Origin of the sequence: Thalassobacillus sp. CUG 92003 (assembly GCF_013618635.1) — a bacterium.
In the GTDB taxonomy this organism is placed as follows: Bacteria; Bacillota; Bacilli; order Bacillales; family Halobacillaceae; genus CUG-92003.
The window spans coordinates 141,478-168,242 of record NZ_JABLSJ010000004.1 but is presented as its reverse complement, the minus strand read 5'-3'; the positions used below and the strand labels follow the sequence as shown (position 1 = coordinate 168,242).

The 26,765-nt window shown below is 44.9% G+C and carries 20 protein-coding genes; 17 read left to right on the top strand and 3 right to left on the bottom strand.

Annotated elements, in window-relative coordinates; genetic code table 11:
- The first annotated feature begins 60 nt into the window (after positions 1-60).
- The 14 genes from HOP45_RS07655 to HOP45_RS07590 all read left to right on the top strand — a co-directional run bounded on the left by HOP45_RS07655 (position 61) and on the right by HOP45_RS07590 (position 18,182).
- Entirely contained in the window at positions 61-1,767 is a 1,707-nt protein-coding gene (locus HOP45_RS07655; protein WP_181348539.1) for a glycosyl hydrolase family 18 protein, read from the top strand.
- A gap of 122 nt (positions 1,768-1,889) precedes the next feature.
- The gene (locus tag HOP45_RS07650; RefSeq protein WP_181348537.1) at positions 1,890-2,957 is read left to right on the top strand and encodes an ABC transporter ATP-binding protein; all 1,068 of its coding nucleotides are present in this window, start codon (positions 1,890-1,892) and stop codon (positions 2,955-2,957) included.
- Positions 2,954-4,480 carry an ABC transporter permease/substrate-binding protein gene (locus HOP45_RS07645; RefSeq protein ID WP_181348536.1) on the top strand — a complete coding sequence of 509 codons (1,527 nt, stop codon included), beginning with the start codon at positions 2,954-2,956 and terminating at the stop codon, positions 4,478-4,480. Before HOP45_RS07650 ends, HOP45_RS07645 begins: the two co-directional genes overlap by 4 nt.
- Positions 4,481-4,496: 16 nt before the next feature.
- On the top strand, positions 4,497-4,910 hold the full coding sequence (locus tag HOP45_RS07640; protein ID WP_181348890.1) for a CoA-binding protein: 414 nt from the start codon (positions 4,497-4,499) through the stop codon (positions 4,908-4,910).
- Between the two features lie 187 nt (positions 4,911-5,097).
- Entirely contained in the window at positions 5,098-7,053 is a 1,956-nt protein-coding gene (parE, locus tag HOP45_RS07635) for a DNA topoisomerase IV subunit B (protein ID WP_181348534.1), read from the top strand.
- A gap of 14 nt (positions 7,054-7,067) precedes the next feature.
- A complete protein-coding gene (gene parC / locus HOP45_RS07630) occupies positions 7,068-9,524 on the top strand; it encodes a DNA topoisomerase IV subunit A (protein WP_181348532.1) in 2,457 nt (818 codons plus the stop codon).
- 258 nt (positions 9,525-9,782) lie between these two features.
- On the top strand, positions 9,783-10,427 hold the full coding sequence (locus HOP45_RS07625) for a TetR/AcrR family transcriptional regulator (protein WP_181348531.1): 645 nt from the start codon (positions 9,783-9,785) through the stop codon (positions 10,425-10,427).
- 68 nt (positions 10,428-10,495) lie between these two features.
- Entirely contained in the window at positions 10,496-11,638 is a 1,143-nt protein-coding gene (locus HOP45_RS07620; RefSeq protein WP_181348529.1) for an acyl-CoA dehydrogenase, read from the top strand.
- 22 nt (positions 11,639-11,660) lie between these two features.
- Complete coding sequence (locus tag HOP45_RS07615; protein WP_181348526.1) at positions 11,661-13,301, top strand: AMP-binding protein; 1,641 nt, start codon at positions 11,661-11,663, stop codon at positions 13,299-13,301.
- Positions 13,302-13,331: 30 nt separating this feature from the next.
- Positions 13,332-14,687 carry an acetyl-CoA carboxylase biotin carboxylase subunit gene (locus tag HOP45_RS07610; protein WP_181348523.1) on the top strand — a complete coding sequence of 452 codons (1,356 nt, stop codon included), beginning with the start codon at positions 13,332-13,334 and terminating at the stop codon, positions 14,685-14,687.
- A 13-nt stretch (positions 14,688-14,700) separates the two neighbouring features.
- Positions 14,701-14,913, top strand: a complete 213-nt coding sequence (locus tag HOP45_RS07605; protein ID WP_181348521.1) for an acetyl-CoA carboxylase biotin carboxyl carrier protein subunit — start codon at positions 14,701-14,703, stop codon at positions 14,911-14,913.
- Positions 14,914-14,928: 15 nt separating this feature from the next.
- Positions 14,929-15,834: a hydroxymethylglutaryl-CoA lyase gene (locus HOP45_RS07600; RefSeq protein ID WP_181348518.1), complete on the top strand. Its 906-nt coding sequence runs from the start codon at positions 14,929-14,931 to the stop codon at positions 15,832-15,834.
- A gap of 61 nt (positions 15,835-15,895) precedes the next feature.
- Positions 15,896-16,636 (top strand): enoyl-CoA hydratase-related protein, encoded by a 741-nt coding sequence (locus HOP45_RS07595; protein ID WP_181348889.1) that lies wholly within the window; start codon positions 15,896-15,898, stop codon positions 16,634-16,636.
- Positions 16,637-16,652: 16 nt separating this feature from the next.
- Complete coding sequence (locus HOP45_RS07590; RefSeq protein ID WP_181348515.1) at positions 16,653-18,182, top strand: acyl-CoA carboxylase subunit beta; 1,530 nt, start codon at positions 16,653-16,655, stop codon at positions 18,180-18,182.
- A gap of 669 nt (positions 18,183-18,851) precedes the next feature.
- On the opposite strand, the gene HOP45_RS07585 is transcribed toward HOP45_RS07590, so the two are convergent.
- Positions 18,852-20,813 (bottom strand): AMP-binding protein, encoded by a 1,962-nt coding sequence (locus tag HOP45_RS07585; protein WP_255437541.1) that lies wholly within the window; start codon positions 20,811-20,813, stop codon positions 18,852-18,854.
- Positions 20,814-21,123: 310 nt separating this feature from the next.
- Between HOP45_RS07585 and HOP45_RS07580 the strand changes: the two genes are divergently transcribed.
- Positions 21,124-22,272 (top strand): NAD-dependent epimerase/dehydratase family protein, encoded by a 1,149-nt coding sequence (locus HOP45_RS07580; protein WP_181348511.1) that lies wholly within the window; start codon positions 21,124-21,126, stop codon positions 22,270-22,272.
- A gap of 13 nt (positions 22,273-22,285) precedes the next feature.
- On the top strand, positions 22,286-23,449 hold the full coding sequence (locus HOP45_RS07575) for a glycosyltransferase family 4 protein (protein WP_181348507.1): 1,164 nt from the start codon (positions 22,286-22,288) through the stop codon (positions 23,447-23,449).
- A gap of 115 nt (positions 23,450-23,564) precedes the next feature.
- Here HOP45_RS07575 and HOP45_RS07570 read toward each other — a convergent pair whose 3' ends face one another.
- Entirely contained in the window at positions 23,565-24,443 is an 879-nt protein-coding gene (locus HOP45_RS07570) for a LysR family transcriptional regulator (protein ID WP_181348504.1), read from the bottom strand.
- 108 nt (positions 24,444-24,551) lie between these two features.
- Here HOP45_RS07570 and HOP45_RS07565 point away from each other — a divergent pair, with 108 nt between their 5' ends.
- Positions 24,552-25,628, top strand: a complete 1,077-nt coding sequence (locus tag HOP45_RS07565) for a citrate/2-methylcitrate synthase (protein WP_181348502.1) — start codon at positions 24,552-24,554, stop codon at positions 25,626-25,628.
- Positions 25,629-25,876: 248 nt separating this feature from the next.
- Here the strand turns inward: HOP45_RS07565 and HOP45_RS07560 are convergent, their stop codons facing one another.
- The gene (locus HOP45_RS07560; protein ID WP_181348498.1) at positions 25,877-26,725 is read right to left on the bottom strand and encodes a protein-glutamine gamma-glutamyltransferase; all 849 of its coding nucleotides are present in this window, start codon (positions 26,723-26,725) and stop codon (positions 25,877-25,879) included.
- Positions 26,726-26,765: the final 40 nt, after the last annotated feature.

Here is a 26,765-nt window from a genome sequence, read left to right as displayed (position 1 = left end):
TTTCTTTGATATCGTTTTTCATTGCGTGCTAAATTCGATAAGATACGAAAGGGAGGGATTATGATCGCGGCCGCAAGAAAACAACGCAAGGTGCTTATTTCCGTTTTTGTTTTGTTTCTCATAGCAGGCGGAATTGTGTTTTTATTGAGATATCCGTTTGCTTCAAATGAACAGATTGAATATTTTCCAGATGCGTACTCCATTCTATATAATGATGAACAAACAGAGGCTGTTGATGTACATAAAGCGGGAGAGCAGACGTATGTGCCCTTTTCGTTCGTTCAGAATCAGATAGATTCAACTATTTTGTATGATCAAGCTTCTTCTTCTGTCATCGTTACGCGAGAGCAAGCGGTGTATCAGGCTCCGTTAAATGACCGGCAGTTTTACAAAGATCATGAAGCTCGCAAGCTGGCATACCCAGCTGTGAAAACTAATGGTGAGACTAAGATGATTGCCCTCGATTGGATTTCGGACGTGTATGACCTTCAACTGAAGACTAATCAACAAACAGAGGTCATTCATCTGTTTTCTGATGGGTACGAACGGCAAAAAGGGATAATTAAAGAAGACGTACAGGCGGTCCACCGCAAACTACGCGAACAGCCGACAGTCTCTTCGCCTTATTACAAGGAACTCGAGACTGGAACGACGCTATTCATTTCAGGGCAAAAGGACAGCTATTACCACATCGTGACCGCATCAGGTGTCGCTGGGTATATCCCCACAAATGCAGTCATGCAGACGGATACCCAGAAAATTTCGGTGAACAACAAAAGTAACGCTAAACAGCAGGAGGTCACCACGTTCAATGAACCTTTCCACATGACATGGGATGCAATCTACCAGCCTGATGCTAATCCGGATGAAGTGAACGATTTGCCTGGTGTTGATGTGTTTGCCCCTACCTGGTTTACGTTAGCAAATGAACAAGGGAACGTGGCCGACATAGCATCCAAACGCTATGTAAAGTCTGCCCATGATAACGGGGATCACGTTTGGGCGCTTTTCTCGAATGATTTCGACCCCGATTTGACCACCGCTGTAATCGATCAATACCAGAAGCGGAAGCATATGATTCAACAATTGTTGGCGTATGCTGAGACGTATAATTTAGATGGCATCAATATTGATTTTGAGAATGTTTATCAAGAAGATGGGCGTTATGTCACACAATTTTTGCGAGAATTGACCCCATTAGCCCATGATGCGGGGCTGGTTATCTCAGTGGATACGACGTTCATTTCCGCTAGCGGGCAATGGTCTGGATTTTACGAACGGAAAGAAATAGCCGAGGTCGCGGACTATGTGATGGTCATGGCTTATGATGAACATTGGGCGAACGCCTCAGAAGCGGGTAGTGTAGCCAGTCTTCCGTGGGTGGAAAACAACCTTCAGAGGATTCTCGATGTCATACCGAACGAGAAACTTGTGCTGGGTGCACCTCTTTACACGCGCCTATGGACCATCGACGAATCACAAAACGGCCCCCCGCAAGTCAGTTCTCAGTCGATGTCGATGCAAGAGGCTGAACAATGGATGAAGGAGCATGATGTGACCAAGCAATTTGATGAAACGACAGGTCAGCATTACGTGGAGCATGAGGAAAATGGCACGCGCTATCAAATGTGGCTGGAAGACGCCCGATCTATAGAGTCGCGGGTAAATATGATGAAACAATATGATTTACAAGGCCTGGCTACGTGGAGCAAAGGATTTGGCCAACACGAGACTTTCCAAAACATCGAGACGTTTTTTGCTGAATAAGGTCTAATCAGTCCGTTCGGTCTAACCGGGCGGATTCATCCTATCAGCGTGCGTTCCTAAGAGTTTTTAAACGCCATATAAGGGGTATAGAGTGTTAGTTTGGCAAGAACAGGAGGAAGAAGATGATCACGTTTGCTGATATTTCGAAAACATTTCCAGATGGGACAGAGGCTTTGAAACACATTGATTTACAGGTCCGAGAAGGTGAAATGCTGACCTTAATCGGCCCCAGTGGCTGTGGTAAAACGACGTTGATGAAAATGGTGAACCGATTGATTGAACCATCGGACGGCACCATTTCGATACATAATAAAGATATAAGGGAATACAGCATCCATGAACTGCGTTGGAACATCGGATATGTATTACAGGAAATTGCTCTATTTCCGCATATGACAGTAGAAGAAAATATTTCGATTGTTCCGGAAATGAAGAAATGGAAGAAAAAAGAGCTTTCAGAACGGATCGATCACCTGATGGAGATGGTTGGGCTTGAGCCGGATACCCATAGGAAGCGAAAACCGAGTGAATTATCGGGTGGGCAGCAGCAACGTGTCGGCGTTATTAGAGCCCTGGCAGCGGACCCCGATATCATTTTAATGGATGAACCGTTCAGTGCGCTCGACCCGATCAGTAGGGAACAGCTGCAAAGCGATATTCGAGACTTGCAGCAAAAGATTAAAAAGACAATCGTGTTCGTTACGCATGATATGGATGAAGCGCTTGCCTTAGGGGACCGTGTCTGTTTAATGCGGGAAGGGGAAATCTTACAATTGGACACCCCGCAAAATTTAATCCTGCAGCCAGCTAATGCGTTTGTGAAAGATTTTATCGGTGAACGGAAATCACCATGGCAGACAGCAGTAGATGTCATGGTCGATCAAACGGAGGACCGGATTTTAACGCAAAAAGAAGGCGAGGAAGCTGCGTATCCGAGCACAGGGCTGTTTGTTCTGAGGAATGAACAGCAGCAATATGCAGGCGCGATTCAAGACGGACAAATGATCGAATTGCCTTCCCTTTCAAATGATATGACATTGAAAGAAGCAGCCGATGTGTTTGAGCAGCAAGATTTTTTTCTATTACCCGTGGTCAAAGGCGAGACGTTGATCGGAACACTCTCCTATAAAGATATTCTCCGCCATCTCAAAGCGAACATGAAAACAGACAATGGGGTGGTGAGCTCATGAGTGCGTTTATGCAAGTGTTTGAAGCAAGACAAAGTGAGCTCATGGTGAAAATATGGGAGCATTTTCAAATCTCCATTATTGCGCTGGTGATCGCAACGTTGATATCCGTTCCTGTAGCGCTTGTGCTGACACGCTATCAACGGGTTGCCGAGCCGATTATAGGTGTGGCCGCTATCACGCAAACCATTCCGAGCTTAGCTGTCCTGGCCTTTTTAATCCCGTTTTTCGGAATCGGTCAAACACCGGCTGTTATTGCCCTTACAGCTTATGGGTTGCTTCCGATCTTAAGAAACACATATACAGGGATCAAAGAGGTGGATCCTGCTTTGAAGGAAGCAGCGACCGGTATGGGAATGAACTCGTTTCGCAGGCTATCCAAAGTAGAGCTGCCGATCGCCATGCCTGTCATTATGGCAGGGATCCGCACCTCTATGGTGTTGATTGTTGGGACGACGACCATTGCAGCCTTGATAGGTGCCGGTGGATTAGGTGAATTAATTCTATTAGGACTTGACCGCGGCGGCGATATCAATTTGATTATACTGGGCGCGATACCGGCTGCTTTATTGGCGATTCTGCTGGATGTGATTTTGCGTATGTTTGAACGGACATCTGCTAAATCAGGTTTTCGATCCCTCGTATCGCTGCTTGTAATTGCGGCCTTGATTGCTGTCGGTCCTTTGGCTTTTCAAGGCGAAAAACGAGCTGATCTCGTACTGGGGGCCAAACTAGGTTCAGAACCCACAATTTTGATCAACATGTACAAGTTGTTGATCGAAGAAGAATCTGACTTAACGGTGAGCTTAGAGCCGAATCTCGGGAAGACCGATCTCGTGTTCAGCGCCCTTCAGCAGGGGAGCATTGACATTTACCCTGAATTTACGGGTACGGCTTTGGTTACATTATTAGAAGAACAGGCAGATAGCAATGAATCGCAGGCTGTTTATCAACAAGCACAAGAGGGGATGCAAGCGGAATACAATATGGCCTATCTTGAACCAATGGAATTTAACAACACGTATGCCATAGCTACTACCCAGAAGTTCGCAGAGCAGTACAATTTACAATCAATCGGTGATTTACAGACTATTCAAGATCAAGTGACAGCCGGATTTACGTTGGAGTTCCGCGATCGCGAAGATGGTTACCAAGGTATGAAAGAATTATACAATATCGAGTTAGGTACGGTAGAAACGATGGATCCTGGCCTTCGTCAAGGGGCAATTGAAAAAGGCAACGTGGATATCATTGATGCTTATGCCACGGCCAGTTACATGAATGAACTGAATCTGACCGTGTTAGATGATCCTAAAAACTTGTTCCCGCCATACCAGGGTGCACCGTTGATGCGTCAGGAAACGTTGGATGAACATCCAGAATTAAAAGAGATTTTGAATCAATTGGGTGGAAAAATATCCGGTGACGAGATGAGGGCAATGAATTACCAGGCTGATTATGAAGATGAAGATCCTGAAGACATTGCACGTGAATACCTTGTAGAAGAAGGCTTAATTGAAGGATAGGAGGCAGGTTATGCACATTCAGAATCCCGATAAGAACACAATCCGAAACGGGCTGCAGGCATCTAAAATCATCGCGGTTATCGGGTTGTCCGATAAACCACATCGGACATCCTATCAGATATCAAAGGCGATGCAGGAGGCAGGTTATCGCATCATTCCTGTTAACCCCAACGTTGATCAAGTGCTCGGGCAGCGCGCTTATCTCAGTTTGTTGGACGTCGAGGACCCGATCGATATTATCAATGTTTTCCGACGCTCAGAATTCCTGCCGGAGATTGCTAATGAAGCTAAAGCGATCGATGCCAAAATGTTTTGGGCTCAGCAAGGCGTGAGCAATGAAGAAGCCTGGGCAAATTTACAGGACTCTGGTATGATTGTAGTCATGGACATGTGCATTAAAGTTGCTCATTCCGTTTTAGATGTAAAATGAATTTCAAGGTAAAATCCCTGTCATGACAGGGATTTTTTCATGTGGGTCTGAACTGTATATTTGCTAAATCCTATAAACAAGCTAAAATAAGACAAGCGACGATTATGATGGAACGTTTACATATACGAACATTCGTTCTAATATAGAGAGTAGAATGTGTCGTATTTGAAAGGAGATAGAGGCGAAGATGGCAAAGCTAACTGAGCAATATTATTCTGATGATTCTATCCAGGTACTTGAAGGGCTTGAGGCCGTTAGAAAACGTCCCGGGATGTATATCGGGTCGACTGATCATCGCGGGCTGCACCATCTTATTTTTGAAATTGTCGATAACGCCGTAGATGAAGCGCTAGCCGGTTACGGATCCAGTCTATCTGTGGTGGTCCATAAAGATGGCAGCGTATCAATCAAGGACGAGGGGCGCGGAATGCCCACGGGGATCCATAGCTCTGGCAAACCAACACCGGAAGTCATTTTAACTGTATTGCACGCAGGAGGAAAATTCGGCCAGGGCGGTTATAAGTCGAGCGGCGGTCTTCACGGTGTCGGCGCGTCTGTGGTCAATGCTTTATCCGAATGGCTGGAAGTCACCATTTATCGTGACGGGCACATATTTAAACAGCGGTTTGAGAATGGCGGTGTGCCTGTTACGTCACTCGACCAAATCGGCACGACTCGTAAATCAGGCACGACGATACGCTTCAAACCTGATCCGGCTATCTTTTCTATGATCACCTTTAATTTTGAAACCTTGTCAGAACGATTGCGGGAAGCTGCATTTTTGCTGAAAGGATTTGAAATTAAGCTGACGGATGAACGGGAAAACCTGCACGACAGTTTCAAATACGATGACGGCATCGAATCCTTTGTCAGTTATTTGAATGAAGAAAAAGACACGCTTCATCCTGTTGTGTCGTTTGAGGGGAACCATGCTGGTATTGAAGTCGATTTTGCTTTTCAGTTCAACGATGGATTTGCCGAGAGCATGCTTTCCTTCGTCAATAATGTCAGAACGAAAGACGGCGGCACGCATGAATCTGGTTCCAAAACAGCCATCACGCGTGTTTTTAATGATTACGCTAGGAAAACGGCCCAATTGAAGGAAAAAGATAAAAACCTTGATGGTAGTGATATACGAGAAGGTTTTACGGCTATCATCTCGGTGCGAATTCCAGAGGATTTACTGCAGTTTGAGGGACAGACCAAGAGTAAGCTTGGTACGTCAGAAGCCAGATCGGCTGTAGATTCGATTGTTTCCGAACAACTTTCTTATTTTCTTGAAGAAAACCCGGATATCGCTGGGATGTTGATCCGAAAAGCCATCAAAGCGAAAGAAGCACGCGATGCTGCCCGTAAAGCTCGGGAAGAAGCGCGTACAGGAAAGAAAAAGAAACGTAAGGATACGATGTTAAGCGGCAAATTGACACCTGCCCAGTCAAAGGACTCCAAAAAGAATGAGTTGTATCTCGTAGAGGGCGACTCGGCGGGAGGGTCTGCCAAACAAGGCCGTGACCGCAAGTTTCAGGCTGTGCTGCCGCTTAGAGGGAAGGTCATCAATACAGAAAAAGCGAAACTTGCCGATATATTTAAAAACGAAGAAATTTCGACCATTATCCATACGATTGGAGCGGGTGTCGGCGGTGACTTTAACCTTGAAGATTGCAATTATAGCAAAATCATCATTATGACGGATGCCGATACGGATGGCGCTCACATCCAGGTATTGCTGCTCACCTTTTTTTACCGGTATATGAGACCACTGGTTGAAGAAGGTCGTGTATTCATCGCTCTGCCGCCTCTTTACAAAATTTCCAAAGGTAAAGGAAAAAAGGAGCAATCTGAATACGCCTGGGATGATGAAGGCATGAAAGAAGCGTGCCAACGATTTAAAAACGGCTATGCCGTTCAGAGATACAAAGGGTTAGGCGAAATGAATGCTGAACAACTCTGGGAGACAACCATGAGCCCGGAAACACGAACGTTGATCCGCGTTACGATTGACGATTTGGCTCAAGCGGAGCGTCGTGTCACCACGCTTATGGGCGATAAGGTTGAGCCTCGGAGAAAGTGGATAGAATCTCATGTCGCTTTCGGACTTGAAGACGCAGCTAATATACTAGAAAACGATAAAATTCAGACATAGAGGAGGACGCGCTTTTGGCTGAACAAGAACGTTATTTAGACTTGCCGCTTGAAGAGGTCATGGGGGACCGCTTCGGCCGTTATAGTAAATATATCATCCAGGATCGGGCGCTCCCGGACGTTCGTGACGGTCTTAAACCTGTACAACGGCGGATTCTTTACGCCATGCATCAAGAACGTAACACCTACGAAAAGCCGTACCGGAAATCGGCAAAAACGGTCGGAACGGTCATAGGTAACTACCACCCCCACGGGGATACCTCTGTTTATGACGCAATGGTCCGGTTAAGCCAGGATTGGAAAGTACGACATGGATTGGTAGAAATGCACGGCAACAATGGCAGTGTGGATGGCGATCCTCCTGCCGCCATGCGTTATACCGAAGCTCGTCTCGCGAGCATCTCAAGCGAGTTGCTCCAGAACATAGAGAAAGAAACGGTCGACTTTATACCGAATTTCGATGACACCATCGAAGAACCGGTCGTCTTACCGGCTAAATTCCCTAATCTGCTCGTCAATGGATCAACGGGAATATCTGCCGGATACGCGACGGATATTCCGCCTCATAATATAAGTGAAGTCATTGACGCCGTGATCATGAGTATTGATAAACCTGATGTATCGGTTGATGAATTGATGACGAAGATGAAGGGTCCGGATTTTCCGACAGGTGGCATTATTCAGGGCGTTGACGGCATCAAGAGTGCTTATGAGACAGGAAAAGGAAAAGTGGTAGTCAGAAGTCGGGCTGACATTGAGCAATTGCGCGGCAATAAAGCGCAGATTGTTATTGATGAAATTCCGTATGAGGTCAACAAAGCAAGCCTTGTCAAGAAAATGGACGAATTACGCATAGACCGCAAAGTGGAAGGGATTGCTGAAGTTAGAGACGAGACGGATCGGACAGGCATGCGCATTGTCATCGAGTTGAAGAAAGATGCCAATAGCGAAGGTGTACTGAATTACTTGTATAAAAATACCGATCTGCAAGTGACGTATCACTTCAATATGGTCGCGATTCATGGCCGGACCCCTAAACTGTTGAATCTGAAGATGATGATAGAATCTTATGTTGAGCATCAAAAAGAAGTGGTGACGAGACAATCGGTCTATGATTTGAATAAAGCTCAGGAGCGTGCCCACATTGTCGAAGGCTTAATTAAAGCTATTTCGATACTTGACGATGTAATTGCAACCATCAGAGCATCACAGGACAAACAGGATGCGAAAAACCGACTCGTTGAGCAGTATGAATTTACAGAAAAACAAGCAGAGGCCATTGTAACGCTGCAATTGTACCGCTTGACGAACACAGACATTACCGCCTTAGAAAAGGAAGCGGAAGAATTGAGAGAACGCATCGCCTATTTAGAAAAACTGCTTGGTGATGAAAATGAATTGCTTAAGGTGATCAAACGGGATTTGCGCAAAATCAAGAAGCAGTATCAAGACCCGAGACGAACCGAAATCGAAGCAGAAATATCTGAATTGAAAGTCGACCTCGAAGTGACTGTGGCCAGTGAAGATGTGCTGCTTTCTGTTACGCGAGACGGCTATATTAAAAGGACGAGCCTAAGGTCGTACGCAGCTTCAAACGGGGAGGGCTTCGCCATAAAAGACGGCGACCATCTGTTGAGGCTAGTTGAAATCAATACGACAGATACCTTGCTGCTATTTACGGATAAAGGGAACTATTTATATTTACCGGTGCATGAAATCCCTGATATCAGGTGGAAAGACTTAGGTCAGCATGTGGCGAACCTTATCCCGATCGATAAGGATGAGCGCTTAGTGAAAGCCATTCCGATACGCGAGTTTGATGAGTCGCGCTATTTATTGTTCTTTACGAAAAGAGGGACAGTCAAAAAAACAGAACTCGCTGCCTATTATGCCCAGCGTAATTCTAAGCCGTTAATGGCAATAAAATTGAAGTCTGACGATGAAGTAGTGGATGTGCATTTGACTTCTGGGCATTCAGATATATTTATTGCGTCCAACAAGGCGTTTGGTCTCTGGTATCATGAAAGCGAAGTCAATACGGTCGGTCAGCGTGCCGGCGGAGTTAAAGCCATTCAATTGAAAGAGGATGAGTATGTGGTATCCGGCCAAGTGTTCGATGATCTGGCTGACCCTTCAATTGTCATTACGACACACCGTGGTGCTGTGAAACGGATGAGGTTGAAGGAATTCGAGCAAACGTCGCGGGCTAAGCGGGGCGTCGTGATGCTAAGAGAGTTGAAAAAGCATCCGCACCGTCTTGTGGATATGCATGTGGTCACGCGTAACGAAACGGTCGTGCTGAAAACTGAAAAGGGCGAATTGGCAACTGTGGCGCCGATGAGCTTAAAAGCCAACGACCGCTATAGTAACGGCTCATATATTTTAGATGTCGACTCAAGTGGAGTGGTCGTCCATTCATGGCTGCAGCCGGAGTACGAAGCCCCTTTTCAAGTAACTGAAGAAGATCTGTAATCACTGATCATTCAATAAGAGGACAGCCAGCTGAAAAGAACGCTGAGAAAAACAGAATAAAACACAAAAATGCCGAATGATTCGCTGAAATGTTCGGTATTTTTGTGTTTTCTGGGAGGCGTGCCATGAACGCTCCGTCAAAATATGTCGTTTCATACGTGGGTATCAAAAAATGAAATCGCTTTCCTGTAATCATTTGTCTTTTCCAAAAAATATGATACTATTATGATAACTTGGAATTGAAAAAGGAGATGGTGGATGGAAGTGTCTGACCTTAGGGATACGATCATACGGACTTCACTGGATTTGTTTGATCATTACGGCTTTCATGGGGTGACCGTGAATCAACTCGTTCGCGAAGCCAAAACCTCAAAAGGAGGTTTTTATCACCATTTCACCTCAAAAGATGAATTGCTCTTTGTCATCCATGATACATTCATTACATATGTTCTGAAGGAGGCCAAGCAGGCAATCAACATTTATCAGTCACCGACTGATAAAATTCAATCCATCATACGAGCTTTCGTTAAGGTGTTTGATCTTTATAAACCCCATATTTCGGTGTTCTATCAGGAGAGCAACTATTTAAAGCCTGAATATGAAGAGCAAATCAAACGGAAACGTGATGAATTCAAAGAGCTTATCTTCCAGGTCATTAAGGAAGGGCAGCAGGAAGGCCATTTTCGCAAGGAGCTCCCGTGTGACATAACAGGGATGGCGATTCTTGGTATGGTCAACTGGATTTACAAGTGGTATCGGCGTGATGGAGAATATTCGATTGAAGAAATCGCTGACGTGTATGTCGATCTTGTCCTTCATTTTTTACTGCCCGTTCAAGAACCACAGGAGGATTGTTACCGAAAACAGTTATTGGAAACACCTTTTTTTTATTCGAATGCGTAACCGCTTTCATTTTTTATGCTTCATACCGACCAACCAGTCGGTTTCAAGCCAATAAAAGGGGGATTTATATGAACTTTGAATTGACAAAAGAACAGGAAATGACACGGAAAATGGTGCGTGATTTTGCGGTCGAGACCATCCAGCCCCGGGCAATTGATATCGACAAAAACGGCGAGTTTCCCGAAGATATTTTTAAAGAAATGGGTAAACTCGGATTGCTGGGCATCCCATTTCCAGAAGAATATGGAGGAGCCGGAGGCGATACGGTCACTTATGCGCTCGCAGCGGAAGAAATCGGCAGGGTCTGCGGCTCTACCGGGTTGAGTTATGCTGCTGCCGTATCACTTGGGGCTAGCCCGCTCTATTATTTCGGCACCGAAGAACAAAAACAGGAATATCTCGTGCCTTTGGCGAAAGGAGAAGCATTAGGATCGTTTGGATTGACCGAGCCCAACGCAGGATCCGATGCAGGCGGTACGAAAACCACGGCAAAGCTCGAAGGTGATCATTACGTCATTAACGGTGAGAAATGCTGGATTACGAATGCGGAATATGCCCGCTCGATTACCGTTACGGCCGTATCAGGCAAGCGGGAAGACGGCAAAAACATCATTTCTGCTTTTATCATTCCGCAAGATACTCCAGGAATGAGCATTAAGAGTGACTATGACAAAATGGGTGTACGTGGTTCTAACACGTCAGAGATTGTGTTGGAAGACGTCAAAGTTCCAAAAGAGAACATTTTAGGCGACCCTGAAGGCGGATTCAAGCAATTTCTTCACACGCTGGATGGCGGGAGAATTTCGATTGCGTCACTAGCTGTCGGAATTGCTCAAGCCTCGCTGGATCGCGCGCTTGAGTACGCTAAGGAACGTAAGCAGTTCGGGCAAGCAATCTCCAATTTCCAAGCGATTCAGTTCAAGCTGGCTGACATGGCCATGGAAGTTGAGCTCGCCAGAAACATGGTGTTGAAAGCAGCCTGGTTAAAGGACCAGGGCAAACCGTTTACGAAAGAGTCCGCTTATGCTAAATTATTTGCTTCAGAAACGGCCTTTCGTTCGGCCAACCAGGCGATTCAGATTCACGGGGGATACGGTTATATGCGGGAGTATGAAGTTGAGCGTTACTTACGGGATGCCAAATTGCTTGAAATAGGAGAAGGTACTTCGGAAATCCAACGCTTAGTGATTGCACGGCAATTAGGTTGCTAAATCCACTTTTAGGAGGTTCGTGATGTCTTTATTAGAAATGACAGTAGGTGAATTGTTAGAAGATAAGGCGAACAAATATCCAGATCACGAAGCATTTGTCTATCCTGAACATAATTTAAGAAAAACATACCGTGAGTTCAATGATATGGCTGATGATGCAGCCAAAGGATTGATGGCGCTCGGCATTGAGAAAGGCGAACATGTCGCAATTTGGTCGGATAATAAACCAGAATGGCTCGTAACCCAGTTTGCCACGGGGAAAATGGGCGCGGTACTTGTTACGGTGAACACTAATTACCGGGCACAGGAATTGGAATACCTTCTAAAACAGTCCGATGCTACGACGCTCATTTTATCAGAAACGTTCAAAGGCGCATCGTATATAGATATTCTAAAGGAAATCTGCCCTGAAATGGAGACGTCCGCTAAAGGCGATGTTTATTGTGAGCGCTTACCCATGCTGAAAAACATTATTGTCTTAAGCGACAACGCCTATAACGGGTGCTTCACCTGGCAGGAAATCATTAGAAACGGATCACAGGTCAGGGATGCACAGCTGCAGGAACGACATGCGGCGCTTTCTTATCAAGATGTAATCAACATGCAATACACCTCTGGCACGACAGGTTTTCCTAAAGGTGTCATGTTAAGTCACTACAATATCGTCAATAACGGCAATCAAGTGGCGGATTGTATGAAATTGACGCAAGAAGACCGTCTCTGTATCCCTGTTCCCTTCTTTCACTGTTTTGGGTGTGTACTCGGTACCATGGCTGCTGTTTCAAAAGGGGCCACTATGGTGATACTCGAGCAGTTTGATGCGAAAAAAGTGCTAAGAGCTGTGCAGGATGAGCAATGTACAGGTCTGCATGGCGTGCCGACCATGTTTATCGCAGAATTGAACGATCCAGATTTTGCCGAATTTAGCTCTGATCATTTGCGCACCGGAATCATGGCAGGATCAACGTGTCCGATGGAAGTGATGAAAAGTGTCATGGATAAAATGGGGGCAAATGAAATCACGATCGCCTATGGTCAAACAGAATCATCACCCGTGATCACTCAGACACGAACCGATGACCCTATTGAAGCTAGAGTCCGCACAGTGGGGAAAGCTCATCCTAACGTCGAAGTTAAAGTTGTTGATCCGGCAACAGGAAACGAAGCGGAAGCAGGTATCCCAGGGGAATTGTGTACACGCGGATACCTCGTCATGGCCGGGTATTACAAGAATGAAGAAGCGACTCAAGCGGCAATTGACGCCGAAGGATGGCTCCATACCGGTGACTTAGCGGTGATGGATGAAGCGGGCTATATCGAAATTACCGGTCGGATGAAAGACATGATTATTCGCGGAGGCGAAAATATTTACCCAAGGGAAATTGAAGAGTTTCTTTATCAGCACCCCGATATTCAAGACGTGCAAGTCATCGGCGTCCCCGATGCTAAGTATGGGGAAGAAATTCTAGCCTGGATTATTCCCAAAGAAGGCACATCTCCTTCTGAAGATGAGATCAGTGCCTTTTGTGAAGGTCAGATTTCTCATCATAAAATACCGAAATACATCAGGTTTACAGATGAATATCCGATGACGGCCAGCGGAAAAATTCAAAAATTCAAGCTGCGTGAGAGCGCGTTGCAGCTCATTCAATCCGACCAATAGGTATCAGTTTTAAAGGGGGAAGTGTGAACGGTGTTTAACAAAGTATTAATCGCCAATCGAGGGGAAATAGCAGCAAGGGTGATCCGAACATGTCAGAAACTCGGTATTGCTACAGTGGCCGTTTATTCTGAGGCAGATCAAGCATTGCCATTTGTTCAGTTAGCTGATGAAAGCTATTTAATCGGAAAGCCACGCGTGAATGAATCGTATTTGAATATAGACAAATTGATTAAAGCAGCCAAAGATACAGGGGCAGAGGCGATTCACCCAGGATACGGACTATTAAGTGAAAATGCCGAATTTGCCCGAGCTTGTCGCAAAGAAGGCATTGCGTTTATTGGGCCATCGGCAGACGTTATGGCCAAGATGGGGGATAAAGTTGAAGCAAGACGCGTCATGACTGATGCAGGCGTGCCGGTGGTGCCAGGAACGGAAGAAGCCGTTCAGGATATTGCGGAAGCGAAGGCGTTCGCCCAGGATTATGGTTATCCAATTATGGTGAAAGCGGCAGCAGGGGGCGGCGGAATTGGCATGCAAGCCGTCTATAACGATGAAGAGTTGGCCAAGGCGTATGAAAGTAATGCCAAACGTGCCCAAACCTTTTTTGGCAATGGCGCCTTGTTTGTTGAGAAGCTCATTACCAATCCGCGCCATATCGAAATTCAAGTGCTGGCGGATGAACATGGTCACGCTATCCACTTATTTGAGCGGGAATGCTCGATTCAACGCCGCCATCAAAAAGTAGTGGAGGAAGCCCCTTCGCCATTTTTGCAGGAAAAGACTCGCAAGCAGATGGGTGAAACAGCACTGAAAGCGGTGCACGCTTTGGGATACAGCAATGCCGGCACGATCGAGTTTTTAGTGGATGAGGATGAACAATACTATTTCATCGAGATGAATACCAGATTGCAAGTTGAGCATCCTGTCACAGAAGAAATTACTGGGGTGGATCTCGTCGAGCAGCAATTAAGAATTGCTGCTGGTGAAGAGCTGTCCCTTCGTCAAGATGATATACGTATTCAGGGTCATGCGATTGAAGTAAGGATTTACGCAGAGGATCCGAATACATTCTTTCCATCCCCTGGGCAGATAACGAAACTTTTATTGCCTGAAGGTGAGGGAATCCGGCATGAATTGGCCGTAAATGAAACGAGCCAAGTCACGCCATTTTATGACCCCATGATTGCTAAGTTAGTCGTGTCTGCTGAATCAAGGGAAGCAGCAATTGAAAAAATGACAAAAGCGCTGCACGGCTATGAAATCGAAGGCATCAAGTCGAACTTGATGATGTTAAAACGGATCATCACCCACGAGCAATTTAAAGCGGGTCACACTCAAACATCATTTATCGAAAACTACTATTTACCTACGATCACGAATCAATAAAGGAGGAAAAGGTATGAGTGAAGTAACAGCATCAATGGCAGGAAGCGTTTGGAAGATTAACGTTCTAGAAGGAGATCAGGTGACGAGCGGTCAGGATATTGTCATTTTAGAATCGATGAAAATGGAGATCCCGCTTCCGGCAGAATCGGACGGAACGTTGAAAGAATTGAAAGTGAAAGAAGGCGATTTCGTCAACGAAGGCGATACAATTGCGATTATTGAATAAAACAGGAGAGATAGCATGAACAGTTTACCGAATGCCGTGACCATTAAAGAAGTCGGTCCGCGAGACGGGCTGCAAAACGAGCAGGAAAACGTGAGCACGGCGGATAAAATTGCCTGGATCAATCAACTGTCACGCTCAGGTTATTCTTATATTGAAGTCAGTTCGTTTGTTCACCCTAAATGGATTCCGCAGCTGGCAGACGCCAAAGAGGTAGCTGAGTCGATCGAGCGGTATCCGGGGGTGACGTATGCGGCTTTAACACCCAACATGAAGGGATTAGAGCGCGCGATTGAAGCCGATATCGACGAAGTGTCTATCTTTATGTCGGCAAGTGATACGCATAACAGGAAAAATATTAATAAATCGATTGCAGACACGTATCCCATCTTGCAGGAAGTCGTTGATGAAGCCAAACAAGCCGGCAAAACAGTTCGCGGCTATGTTTCGACTGTATTCGGCTGCCCATATGAAGGACACGTTCCGGTTTCGCAGGTTATCGATGTGTGTCAGCGGTTACTCAACATGGGCATCGATGAATTATCGTTAGGCGATACGATAGGGGTTGCCAACCCTAAGCAGGTAGATTCGGCACTTTCGCAAATTCAACAGGAACTCTCATTTGATCATTTAGCCATGCATTTTCATAACACACGCGGGATGGCCCTTGCTAATGTACTGGTCTCCTTAGAACATGGCATTACGACATTTGACGGGGCGCTCGGCGGGCTGGGAGGCTGTCCTTATGCTAAAGGCGCCTCGGGCAACCTGGCTACGGATGACCTGGTGCACATGTTTCATGAAATGGGACTCGATACAGGCATCTCCATGGAAGGGCTGATGGAGGCAGGCGGGTTTATCCAGTCTAAGCTGGGGAAAGCTTTGCCGAGTCATCACATGCAAATTCAAAATCGAAATCAGTGAATCGGAGGGTTGAAAAGTGGCGGTTGAGGATGTCGTACTTGAACGACTATCAGATTATACGATGAAACTGACATTGAACCGTGAGCACGCTGCGAATGCGTTGTCTCGTGATATGCTGGACTCACTTAACGTAAAAATCGATGAACTTGAAAAGGATGAACAGCTGCGCGCCTTGATTATTACAGGGAGCGGTGAAAAGGCATTTTGTGCTGGAGCTGATTTGAAAGAGCGATCCGGGATGAGTGAGCATGAGGTAGTCAAAACAGTGGAATGGATCGGCCAAACGATTTCCCGGATTGAAAAGCTGCCGATGCCCACGATTGCCATGATCAACGGAGTGGCGTTTGGCGGCGGCCTGGAACTCGCCTTAGCTTGTGACATCCGTATGATGAACGAATCGGCGAAACTCGGATTGACGGAAACATCTTTAGGGATCATACCCGGTGCAGGAGGCACACAACGATTGTCCCGCTTAATCGGATTGGGCAAAGCGAAAGAATTGATTTTCACAGCCAAGCCTGTAACAGCTAAGCAAGCTTTTTCCATCGGACTTGTCGAATATACCTTTCCGCCTGAAGTCCTTGCTGAGGAAACAGAAAAGCTTGCGTTTACAATCGGGAAAAATGCCCCTATTGCCTTAAGACAAGCTAAAAAAGCCATTCAGTATGGGGCTCAAAGTGATTTGGATACAGCTCTGAATATAGAACGATTGTGCTATCAAGCAACGATACCGACGCAGGATCGATTAGAAGGAATAAACGCGTTCAAAGAAAAACGAACGCCGGTTTATCGCGGCGAATAAAACAGGAGGGGTTTTAGTGACACTAGATCGAACATTAGAAGAACGTTCAGAACGCATCGCTAAAGGCGGCGGTGAAAAATATCAGCAAAAGAATGAGGCGAAAGGCAAATTATTTGTACGGGAGCGCCTGAGGCAATTATTTGATGATGACATCGATATTGAAGATGCATTTTTCGCCAATTGCATGGATGAGTCGTTACCATCCGATGGTGTTGTGACAGGCGTAGGAAAGATAAACGGCCAAAATGTTTGCGTTATGGCCAATGACTCGACTGTCAAAGCTGGGTCGTGGGGGGCACGAACCGTAGAGAAAATCATCCGGATACAAGAAACTGCACTGAAATTAGAAATACCCATGCTTTATCTCGTTGATTCCGCTGGTGCTAGAATTACAGATCAAGTTGAGATGTTTCCGAACAGACGCGGGGCCGGCCGGATTTTCCAGAATCAAATTAAGCTCTCGGGACGCGTTCCGCAAGTCTGCTTATTATTCGGTCCATCAGCTGCAGGTGGTGCATACATACCCGCATTTTGCGATATCGTCGTAATGGTAGATGGGAACGCCTCCATGTATTTAGGCTCTCCGCGTATGGCTGAAAAAGTGATCGGTGAAAAAGTAAGCCTGGAAGAAATGGGCGGCGCAAAAATGCACTGTTCTGAATCAGGCTGCGGAGATGTCCTCGTTAGCGATGAACATGAAGCAATTGATTTTGCCAGACGCTATTTAACGTATTTTCCAGCCAATTTCAGAACGCGCCCGCCAGAAAATCCTGTTCAAGATCCTGCTGAGTTTGAGAAGACGCTGGGCGATCTCATCCCTGAAAATCAAAATGCGCCATTTGATATGTATCAACTCATCGAACGCATCATTGATGAAGACTCATTCTGTGAGATTAAGAAACTATTTGCCCCAGAGATTATTACCGGCCTTGCCAGAATCGATGGGCAGTCGGTTGGCATCATAGCCAATCAACCTCGTGCTAAGGGTGGCGTGCTGTTTCCGGATTCAGCCGATAAAGCAGCAAAGTTCATGCAATTGTGTGATGCCTTTAATATCCCGTTGTTATTCCTTGCTGATATTCCAGGTTTCATGATTGGGACCCGTGTAGAAAAAGCAGGGATTATCCGCCACGGCGCCAAGATGCTATCAGCCATGAGTGAAGCGACAGTGCCTAAAATTTCAGTCATTGTCCGCAAAGCTTACGGGGCAGGTCTCTATGCTATGGCAGGACCAGCGTTTGAACCGGATTGCTGTTTAGCTTTGCCAAGCGCTCAAATTGCTGTAATGGGACCTGAAGCTGCGGTGAATGCGGTGTATGCGAATCGGATAGCTGAATTGTCTGAAGAAGAACGACCTGCGTTTATCAAAGAAAAACATGAAGAATATAAAGAAAATATTGATATTTACCGCTTGGCTTCAGAAATGGTGATAGATGATATCGTTCAACCTGATCGCTTGCGAAACGAGTTAAGTAATCGTTTCGAGGTCTATCGTTCTAAAAATGTGCAATTTACAGAAAGAAAACATGGGGTCTATCCAGTTTAATGAAATGATTGGGCAAGAAATTCGAACTTGAGGATTGAGAGGTTCGTTATCGTATAAAGGATGGGGTGGCTTTGAAACAACTCGCTTTCCTGCGGGGACCCTGCAAGTCTCCTCGCTCGCTTCGCTCCCTGTGGGGTCTTGCCGAGCTCCTTCTCCCGCTATTAACTGGGAATTTACTTACCATGTTAGAGAGTTGACCTGCGGTATTTGACCTATCCAGCTCCGTCGTCTAGCGGCTAGAGAGACTTCCTTCGCTTCTGTACGATAAGTCAACATCGAATCACGTCGTTCTTCGTGTTTCCTTTATCTCCTCCAGCTCAGTCCAGTCCATACGCCGCTGATCGAGACGCCTCCGCTTTCAGAGGGGAGTCTCGTCGTTTCAAAGCCCCCCCGTTTGAGATGGAATCGAACGAACCAATGTCTAAAGGAATGCCCCTTATCTATGCTAGAGAAGGAAGCATTGGAAACGTTAAATCAATGCTGCTCATGAGCGTAGTCAAAACACATGCGAGAACAGCACGAGCCGAAGATCCCGCAGCAAAGCGGAGTGTTTTGACGGAGCAGTTATGGAATGCCTTCCTTGAAACAAAAAAAGTTCCGAACAATTTCGTTGAGATTGTTCGGAACTTTTTTTGTTTTATTCAGATTTGTCCCAGCCTCGTTCAGGTGTTATGAAGAAATATGAGAAGAGCGGCCGTGCTCGCGAATTTCTTCAACGGCTTCGGGGTTCTCTAATGCGCTTAGATCGCCGGCATCCTTATTGAGGTATGCTGTCTTAATGGCTCGGCGCATAACCTTGGCATTTCTCGTTTTAGGCAAATCGCTGACTGCAAATAATTTAGAGGGAGCTAGCGCTTTCCCTAATTTATGATCGAGGTGCTGTTTTATCTCTGATTTCAAATTCTCCGTCATCGTGACATCAGACCGGAGTACAATGAAACCCACGGCATCCTCTCCTTTAACTTCATGGGGAATACCGATGACACCTGATTCTACAACGGAAGGATGGTCCACGAGGACGGACTCCACTTCGGCAGGCCCGAGTCGTTTACCGGCCACATTCAGCACATCATCAGAGCGCCCGGTAATCGTATAATAGCCATCATCATCCTGTACTACCCAGTCTCCATGGACCCAGGTATCTTTAAAACGGTTCCAGTATGTTTGTTCATAACGGTCATTTTCTTTATAGAATCCTTGTGTCATGCCGACCCAGGGCTGGCGAAGTACTAGTTCTCCGACATCATGCCGCAATGATTCACCATGTTCATCGAATATGGCAACATCCATCCCCGGCAGTGCTGCATTGAACGTAACCGGTTCGATAGGCTTAACGAGAACATTACCGAATATTCCACCGGAAATCTCTGTCCCGCCTGAGTAATTAAAAATGGGGACACGGGAATGACCGATATGTTCGAATAACCAATACCAAGGCTCAGGGTTCCAGGGTTCTCCTGTCGAACCGATCAATTTCAAGCTCGAGAGGTCGTGTTTCTCCGGCCAGCTCTCACCGTGCTTCATCATGGCCCTGATCAATGTTGGTGATATGCCGAGATGCGTGACGTGATAGGTGTCAACGAGCTGCCACAATCGGTCTGGTTCCGGATAGTCAGGCGTTCCTTCAAACATGACGATCGAAGCACCATTAACCAGCCCGCCATAGACGAGAAATGGTCCCATCATCCACCCCATATCGGTGTACCAAAAGAGTGTATCGTCTGACGTTACATCCATACAGATTCCAGCGTCAAAAGCTGATTTAACTGGGAAGCCGTCGTGGGAATGAACGGCGCCTTTCGGTTTCCCGGTAGTTCCTGATGTGTAAATGATCATGAATGGGTCATAACCGAGTGTCTTCACCGTTTCAAACTCATCATTTTGAGCTATCATATTTTCCCAGGTCACATCGCGCTCGTCGTTCCAGTTGACATCTTGCTTTGTACGTTCCACCATCACGACGTGTTCAAGGGAAGGGGCCTGATCAGCGGCTAGATCAGCTTCGTTCTTCATTGGATTTTCTTTGCCTCGTCTATAAAACCCGTCGACAGTTATCAGCACTTTAGCATCGGCCGCCTTAATGCGGGTGGCAACAGCATCCGCTTTATAGCCTGAAAAAGCCGGGGAAAACACAGCGCCTATTTTTGAGACGGCTAACATGGCGATCAGTGTTTCCGGAAGCATCGGCATATAAATGGTGACCACATCGCCTTTTTGCACCCCTAGATTCCTCAAGCCATTTGCCGCTTGATTAACGTCCTCATATAATTGTCGGAACGTGAACTGGCGGCGATCGCCATTATCTCCCTCCCAAAATAAAGCCGTGTGATGCTGTTTCTCATCACTTAGCGCCCACTTATCTAGGGCGTTATGAACAACATTCATTTTGCCTCCTACAAACCAGTGAGGATATTGAATGCCTTTTGATAAATCCAGTGTTTCCTCATAGTCTTCATACCATTCGATGCCGATCTCTTTCACGGCTTCATGCCAAAACCATTCGATGTCTGTGATGGACTCTTTTTGAAATTGATCATAATCATGGAAACCAAGCTTTCTCATCCATTGATATAAGCGCGTTTGATTTTTAAAGGACTCGCTTGGTATCCAAGCAGCTTCATAATCTGACAACAAACATCCTCCTCTTATGACACGGATTTTCTTCTGTTCCGCTTCCATTATATCGTACTTCGGGGTAAGTTTGAATGGATGAAACCGATTCCATTTCCTTAGTAACAGGATGTTGCTTGAGATTAATAGTCTTTTTGGGGTAGACTATATTCGGAGTATGCTCTTTACATCTGTTCGAGGTGATTCGATAAAAAGTGACTTTAACAAACATTTTACAAACAATACTTTTTTTCATTACCACGAATACAGAAAAGAATGTTATCCTATAAAGGAATGAATATCAGCAACTCATGTTCTAGGAGGTAAATTTATGCGCATTATAGTAGCAGGAGGCGATGGATTTTGCGGTTGGCCAACCGCTTTATATCTATCCAAGCAAGGACACGACGTAACAATTGTAGATAACCTGGCACGTAGAAAGATTGATAATGAATTACATTCCAACTCGGTAACGCCTATAGCATCTCTAGAGGATCGCGTAGCTAAGTGGAAAGAAAAAACAGGGAAGACGATCAAGACATTCATTGGCGATTTGAATCACTATGATTTCCTTTGCGAAGTATTCCGCCAAGTTGAACCTGAGGCATTCGTCCATTTCGCTGAACAACGTTCCGCCCCATATAGCATGATTGATCGCGAACATGCTGTGTACACACAGTCGAATAATGTTATCGGTAATTTGAATGTCTTGTATGCCATTAAAGAATTGGCACCGGAGTGTCACTTAATCAAGTTAGGTACCATGGGAGAGTATGGCACACCGAATATTGACATTGAAGAAGGTTATTTAGAAGTCGAGCATAAAGGACGGAAAGATGTCGTCCCTTACCCGAAACAACCCGGTTCCTTTTACCACTTGTCTAAAGTCCATGACAGCCACAACATCATGTTTGCCTGTAAAGTATGGGGCATCAGAGCGACAGATTTAAATCAAGGTGTCGTTTATGGCTTACATACGGAGGAAACAGAAATGGACGAGCAGCTTGTCAACCGCGTCGATTACGATGGGGTTTATGGCACAGCATTGAACCGGTTCATCACTCAGGCGGCAATCGGCCATGATCTCACAGTCTATGGATCGGGTGGACAGACGAGGGCCTTTCTGAATATTGAAGATACCGTCCGTTGTGTAGAAATTGCTGCCGAAAACCCGGCTGATCGCGGAGAGTTCCGCGTCTTCAACCAGTTTACTGAATGGTTTTCTGTGCAAGAACTAGCGGAAAAGGTGCAAAAAGTAGCCGCTGAAGAGAATTTCAATGTAGAACTCTCTCATCTTGATAATCCTCGTGTAGAAGCTGAGGATCATTACTATCATGCAGTGAACACAAAACTGCGCGATTTAGGATTGGAACCTCATCTCTTGACGGATGAAGTGCTACGTGATATTTTACGCACAGTCGTAGCACATAAAGACCGTATTATTAAGGATAACGTGTTACCATCAATTTCTTGGAAGTAAGGAGCCCTTTGTTTTGAAAATCGCAATCATTACGGAAACATTTCTACCATCTACTGACGGAGTTGTGACGCGACTGAAAGAGGCTATATCCCATCTGTTAAAACAAGAGCATGAAGTTGTTGTCATAGCTCCCGATTTAGGTGTCACGGAATACCAGGGTGCGATTGTCGAGGGTGTAAAAACCACCAAGATGCCTTTTTATCGATCGCGGGAGTTTTCGATGCCGCAGAAAAAAGTAAAAGCATTGTTGCAGAAGCATGACCCTGACTTGGTACATGTGGTGAATCCGGCATTGGTAGGCGTTGCAGGCGTTTATTACGCTGACAAGCTGAATTACCCTTTGATTGCTTCTTATCATACGCATGTGCCAAAGTATTTGGATTACTATCGTCTTTACCCATTCAAACCGCTTGTCTGGTGGTATTTCAGGAAACTCCATAACTATGCCGACGTCAATTTATGTACCTCTAAAGCGATTCAAGGAGAGTTACAAGCGAAACGTTTCCATAACGTAAATTTATGGGATCGCGGTGTCGCCATAGAAAAGTACCATCCAGATTATCAAAATGCAGATATGCGTGAATGGTTAAGCGGTGGTAAACCTGAAAATAAATTACTAGTGTTCGTTGGTCGTCTCGCCCCTGAAAAGGAAATTCATAAGATAAAACCATTGCTGAAAGAACGCGATGATATTTCTCTGGCTATAGTGGGCGATGGACCAGTTCGTGGCCAGCTTGAAGATGAATTTGAAGGAACCAACACTGTGTTCACTGGATTCATACACGGAGAACAACTTTCTCAAGCTTTTTCCTCCGGCGATGCCTTCATCTTTCCATCGATTACGGAAACTCTAGGCCTTGTTATTCTTGAAGCGATGGCTTCCGGACTTCCTGTTATTGCTGCCAAAAGCGGCCCGACAATGGAGCAGGTCGAAGATGGACGTACCGGTCTCTTATTTGAAAATGAAGACACGGCAAGCATGATTGATGCGATTAATAGGTTGGAAGATCAGGAATTATACGATCATCTTAGTAAAGAGGCACGACTTGAAGCTGAAAAGTTCAGTTGGCAGCGACCATCTGAGCAAATCTTAGACTATTACCATCAAACCTTAGAAGTTTACAGTCAACGAAATGTTAAGACAACAAAAAAGCGTAAAGTAAAAGCCACAGAGTAGTTACAAACTCTGTGGCTTTTACTTGTAGCGATGCACATTAAAATAACTCTTACATCTACTTAGTAGCAACTCCGAACAAAAAAATATAAAATTCATGTCACTAAGTCAAAACCATTTAGATATGAAAATCTGCAATGTAAGATATAAACGCTTTTTCTTTAGAGTGTAAATACTTATACAAAACATATGTTTCTGCTTTAGGTAACGATTCAAAGGGGAGAGGCGCCTCAAGAAGTCTGCCTTCTTCAACATCTCTTCGAATAATGGAGTGAGGGAGAAACGATACGCCCATCCCTTCTAGTATGAAGCGCTTAGCAATATGAGATTGGGTGACACGGATCATCTTATACGTGTCTACTTCCCGGGCGATGGTATGTTTCAACGATTGCCAGTAACCGGGATGATTGTCTGTAAAGATGGGGGAGCGCTGCAGCAACTCTAACGGATCAATAGGAGGTGCTGATTCTGCATCATATCCATCATGTGAGCACACTAGAGAAATTCGTTCTTCATGGACTTTTTCATTACATACACTGGGAATGGCAGAAGGCAAACAAGACAGACCGACATCCACAGCTCGACCGTCGATAGCAGAAGCAATCTGCGAGGATTCTATCACCTGAATGGATAACTCTAATTCGGGATGTTGTTTCATAAATTTCCGCAAAATACTTGGAAAAACGGTTTCTGCCAAAAGTGGGGAAATGGCCACTGTCAAACTATCCGTATATCCCTGTTTGTAACGAGCCATTTTATCGAGCACATTTTGGTGATGACTTAAAATCGCAATAGCTTCAGGATAAAATTTTCGCCCAAACTCACTTAAAGCAATATTACGTCCCGTTCTTTCAAATAAAGGCTGACCCAATTCCTCTTCGATTTGTCTAATTTGAAACGTTACTGTCGGTTGCGTAACAAAAAGCTGTTCAGCGACCATGCGATAATTTTCTGATTCAGCAGCTAATACAAATGTTCTGAGCCCATTCATATTCATCGTAGACCACCATCCATAAAAAATATTTATTAATAGCTAATAAAATATTAAATTTTCATTATTATAAATCGAATTTATAATAAAGACAACATTAAAGGAGGGGTCTCGTTGTATAAACCAGGATTGAAAGATGTTGTGGCAATTGAAACGAAACTGAGTAACGTAGAAGGGGAGGAAGGTCGTTTACAATACAGACGTCATAATGTAAAAGAATTGGCTGATCGTTATACGTTTGAAGAAGTAGCTTACTATTTATTAAACGGGCATTTACCAAGTAAAGAGGAGTATTATGAATTTGATCAGTCGCTGCGAAAACATCGAAACCTTTCTGATGCATCATTCAATTTGTTAAAACAGTTGCCCGAGCATTTATCGATGATGGGCGTGATGAGAACGATGGTCTCGTCACTGGAAATAGCAAGCAGTAAATGGCCATACGAAAAACAATCAGCAATTCAGCTCATAGCGAAGCTTCCCACCATAATAACGCACCGTGTGGATATGTTAAACGGTCATCAACCAATAAATCCCCGCAATGACTTAACGCATGTCGAAAATTTTCTTTATATGATAGCAGGACATGAAAAGTCTAATGACGAAGTTAAAATGCTTGAAACGTATTTAATTCTGACAATGGAACACGGCCTCAATGCATCAACCTTTGCCGCAAGAGTGACCGCATCAACTCAAAGTGACTTTCACTCAGCCATTACTTCAGCGATCGGTGCGATGAAGGGGCCATTACACGGAGGAGCGCCATCAGGCGTCATTGACTTATTAGATGAAATTGCCACAAAAGACAATGCAGTTAACATAATAAAACGGAAGTTAACAAACGGCGAACGAATTATGGGATTTGGACACAGGGTTTACCAAACACAAGATCCGAGGGCTGAAACGTTGAAAAACATGCTCACACAGATGGAACATACACCTGACTGGGTTGATTTAGCATTACACGTTGAAACTGAGACAATCAACTTGTTAAAGGAATATAAGCCAGATAAGCATTTATATACGAATGTCGAATATTACGCTGCAGCTGTATTAAAGTCGTTGCAGATTCAACCTGACATGTTTACGGCATTATTCAGTTCGAGCCGTATTGTAGGTTGGAGTGCACACATACTAGAGCAAGCTGAAAACAATACAATATTCCGGCCGTTAGCAAAATATATAGATTAAATAAAAAACTGAGCCACAGAAAACACATAAGTAAATGTGGCTCAGTTTTTTGTTTTGTCTCAATAAGTTAAGTATACTCAGTATTTGAGACAGCGCTATAAACTTTTCTTAAACTTCCTATAATATATATTATGTAAACTAAGAAATGCACGCAATTAAACCTTCATAAACGTCTCGTATTATTCCCCCACACCTTTATCAACATGACTTATTTTCATTTTTTATTCCAAATACACCGGTCTATTCTTTTACTGGCCTCCATTATAAACCATACTAAGAAACAATCTGTATCTGATGAGCGAAATGGAATCTTCATTATGCGTGATCACGACTGATTGATATTTTACAGCAGCAAACGCACGCTGTCGTGCAAACCTTTCTAAATACTGGAAGTTTGGCCTTACCACAGTATGCGATAAATAAGCTGATTGAAACGCGCCTGGTCTACGTTTCCGGTTGAGTGATTCAATCATTTTCTCAGCTGATAAAATTCCGATTCCATGGCCAAAGTACAGGCCATCTCCAAGTACGACAGCATTTTCCCCTCTCCACTGGGATGCTCTCGGATCAAAATCAGGGTTTTCAAAATAGACGACATCTCCTGGTAAAAATGCCGATGTTTGTATGGGGGATAACCCTAAATCTGTATCCGCGTGCCAGCTGTAAATATAGAGATTGGGGAATATACGATTAAAAGTGGCTTCACCAAAGACGTTTAAGGCGGCATGATAATAGATGATGAGCATGGCTCCTGCACATTCAAATCCATAGTCTGAACCGTTTGTATAGATGTCCCGAATTGCGGCGGAAGGTCTCGCGTCTGCACGAAGCTGAATGCCGCCAAATTCATTCATTGTCCAATACCTTGGGTTAACGTAGGTTTCAGCGAAGGTCGCAAAACTGACCCCGCTTTGCTCCATTTGTCTGGCACTTGAAACAATGTTCTTACGCAGCTTTAATTCAAATGCCAAAGACTCCATTGAGCGATACGTATACATATAAGGCGAATTCACCATCAACTGAATGATCATGGATTCTATACTGCCTGCAGGCCAATTGCCGCTTTCTTGTAAAGGCGATCCGGCTACGTGTATCATTACTCCACCTCACTTAAATTAATCTTCCTCTACTGACAGT

Bases quoted from the DNA above. Each gene is read 5' to 3' on its own strand.
- HOP45_RS07570 (WP_181348504.1), bottom strand. From the start codon at position 24,443: ATGAATATGAATGGGCTCAGAACATTTGTATTAGCTGCTGAATCAGAA.
- HOP45_RS07615 (WP_181348526.1), top strand. From the start codon at position 11,661: ATGTCTTTATTAGAAATGACAGTAGGTGAATTGTTAGAAGATAAGGCG.
- HOP45_RS07655 (WP_181348539.1), top strand. From the start codon at position 61: ATGATCGCGGCCGCAAGAAAACAACGCAAGGTGCTTATTTCCGTTTTT.
- HOP45_RS07645 (WP_181348536.1), top strand. From the start codon at position 2,954: ATGAGTGCGTTTATGCAAGTGTTTGAAGCAAGACAAAGTGAGCTCATG.
- HOP45_RS07580 (WP_181348511.1), top strand. From the start codon at position 21,124: ATGCGCATTATAGTAGCAGGAGGCGATGGATTTTGCGGTTGGCCAACC.
- HOP45_RS07625 (WP_181348531.1), top strand. From the start codon at position 9,783: ATGGAAGTGTCTGACCTTAGGGATACGATCATACGGACTTCACTGGAT.
- HOP45_RS07560 (WP_181348498.1), bottom strand. From the start codon at position 26,725: ATGATACACGTAGCCGGATCGCCTTTACAAGAAAGCGGCAATTGGCCT.
- HOP45_RS07595 (WP_181348889.1), top strand. From the start codon at position 15,896: ATGAAACTGACATTGAACCGTGAGCACGCTGCGAATGCGTTGTCTCGT.
- parE (WP_181348534.1), top strand. From the start codon at position 5,098: ATGGCAAAGCTAACTGAGCAATATTATTCTGATGATTCTATCCAGGTA.
- HOP45_RS07605 (WP_181348521.1), top strand. From the start codon at position 14,701: ATGAGTGAAGTAACAGCATCAATGGCAGGAAGCGTTTGGAAGATTAAC.
- HOP45_RS07620 (WP_181348529.1), top strand. From the start codon at position 10,496: ATGAACTTTGAATTGACAAAAGAACAGGAAATGACACGGAAAATGGTG.
- HOP45_RS07650 (WP_181348537.1), top strand. From the start codon at position 1,890: ATGATCACGTTTGCTGATATTTCGAAAACATTTCCAGATGGGACAGAG.
- HOP45_RS07600 (WP_181348518.1), top strand. From the start codon at position 14,929: ATGAACAGTTTACCGAATGCCGTGACCATTAAAGAAGTCGGTCCGCGA.